We start from the raw sequence: 1,913 nt of genomic DNA, 5'->3' as shown, positions 1-1,913 counted from the left end.
GTCCATTACGGTGAAATTCCGTACGTTGCATTAACTATGGGGTGTTTTTACCCTCTACGGTTTTGTAAAAGAAAATAGCCTACGATTGGAGCACGACATTATTTTTGAAGCATTACTACTTGTTCCTGTGGCCACTATTTATATGGCGATGAAATACGCGCAAGGCGACGCGGTTTCCCTTTCCTCCGATCTTTCAACGCTATTATTATATTTGGGTAGCGGACCGGTCACCATCGCGCCCCTTATTTTTTATTCCATTGCTATTCGTTATACCAATATGACGAACATTGGCCTGATGCAATATATTGAGCCAACGTTACAGTTTCTCCTTGCCGTGTTTATTTTTGTCTTGAGTATTTCGACCAAGTTGAAAATGGTGAAGCTTTGGCTTGATTTGGTTTGGTTTGCTGTTGACGATTGCAGAAACATTGACAAACAGAGTCAAACGCCGCTCTGTTCGTTTAACGTGATTTGATAACGGATAACGGATAGTAGATGATGATCGATTGAGGCTACTCGGAAATGTGTGGATGCCGAAGGAGTTGAAAACGCGGTAACTGCTCACGTAAGCCCTCAAATGTGGCGCGCGCACTTTCCTTGGCCAGCTTGTTCACTTAACCCAATCGGGTAGAGCACCGCCAGGATTAGCGAACGCGGTGTATTCAATGTGAGTGGTGTCGTTGGTGAGCTTATTCAGTATCCCAGCTCGCTTTGACTTGCGATGATGCGAATGTAGCCAGGACTCCGAGGAAGCGTCTCAGGTGCATCGCTGATCTGCAAGGTGAATCCAGCTTCATCTAGGCTGTACTTTGAATAAAGTCAGCATATCGCGATTTTGTGCAGGCCAAGGTGCCGACAAATTGGGTGTAAACGATGTTTTCTCGCGGTGATAGCTGTTGCACAACGTGGCTGTGAGCAACATTATCAATCCAGTTAGGTACGTTGTCAGTGTCTTCGAGTAATTTCAAAAATGCGGCATAGCTGGTGGGGAAAAACATTTGAGCACGAATCTCCACCAAGCCATCTGTGTGCTCACGATAATGGATGGTGATACCATTGTCGCTGGAATCAAAAATCCAACCTTGCTGTGGCGATGACCAAAGTCGCAGGGTTGAATAAAAATAAACAAAGGCTTAGCAGTAGAATATCGTTCTATATCAGCTCTTTCCGTGTTTTAGGTTATTCATTYAAACACATATACAACGTTATGAAATGCGCATTGCATCAGTTCACTGATTTAAGTGTATGACGAATGCATTCTAATGCCCCTTTTGGCTGATCAAATAGAAGAGGTAGTGATGACAGCACCTAACCAAAATGACTTTTTTCTCACGTTTTGAAGCAGACATTCTTGCAGGCAAGAAAACCATCACAATTCGCGACGAGTCAGAAAAGGACTATCACCAGGAACCACAGTTGAAGTCTCGTACACTAGAGGAAGGGCGTGTTTCTGCCACTGAAATCTTAAGCGTGGAACCTATTGCATTCTCGGCGTTGAATCAGTTTCATGCAGAACAAGAAAACATGACGCTGGAAACGTTGAAAGAAGTCATTCAAGAAATTTACCCTGGGATAGAGCAGTTGTACGTCATCCAATATCAGCGAGTATAGCTTTGTTGAACTTTGCGGCAATTGCATAATGTCAAATTCATTTTGCAATTTGCATTATATTGGCTTGGTTTATCGACGAATATGAACCTTGTTTATCTGCATTTTGGTTAAAAATGTAGCAAATAATAGGATTGGTGTACGTTTTTAAAGTTGGCACGCTTTCTGCTTTAATAAGATTGACCCTTTTTAAGCCGAGGGTCACCTAGCCAACTGACGTTGTTAGTGAACCTGATTGTTCACAAGTATATACAGCCAATCACCTCTTATTGTGATTGGCTTTTTATTCTCAATGTCACCCAAAT

General features: G+C 42.6%; 2 protein-coding genes and 1 pseudogene. 2 read left to right on the top strand and 1 reads right to left on the bottom strand.

What is annotated here, in order from left to right; translation table 11 throughout:
• Positions 1–85 precede the first annotated feature (85 nt).
• Positions 86–475: a hypothetical protein gene (locus tag CIK04_RS24660; RefSeq protein ID WP_325205793.1), complete on the top strand. Its 390-nt coding sequence runs from the start codon at positions 86–88 to the stop codon at positions 473–475.
• A gap of 37 nt (positions 476–512) precedes the next feature.
• Here CIK04_RS24660 and CIK04_RS24655 read toward each other — a convergent pair.
• A pseudogene (locus CIK04_RS24655) lies at positions 513–1,101 on the bottom strand (START domain-containing protein).
• Between the two features lie 216 nt (positions 1,102–1,317).
• Here CIK04_RS24655 and yqfB point away from each other — a divergent pair.
• Positions 1,318–1,611, top strand: coding sequence for a N(4)-acetylcytidine aminohydrolase (gene yqfB, locus CIK04_RS24650; RefSeq protein ID WP_128824685.1), 294 nt, complete (start codon positions 1,318–1,320; stop codon positions 1,609–1,611).
• The last annotated feature ends 302 nt before the right edge of the window (positions 1,612–1,913 follow it).

The sequence above is a fragment of the Vibrio sp. 03_296 genome, assembly GCF_002265885.1.
The sequence above is the reverse complement of the archived record's forward strand: the minus strand, read 5'-3'. Positions and strand labels throughout refer to the sequence as shown.

Coding starts and splice junctions, on each gene's coding strand:
- yqfB (WP_128824685.1), top strand. CDS start 1,318: ATGACTTTTTTCTCACGTTTTGAAGCAGACATTCTTGCAGGCAAGAAA.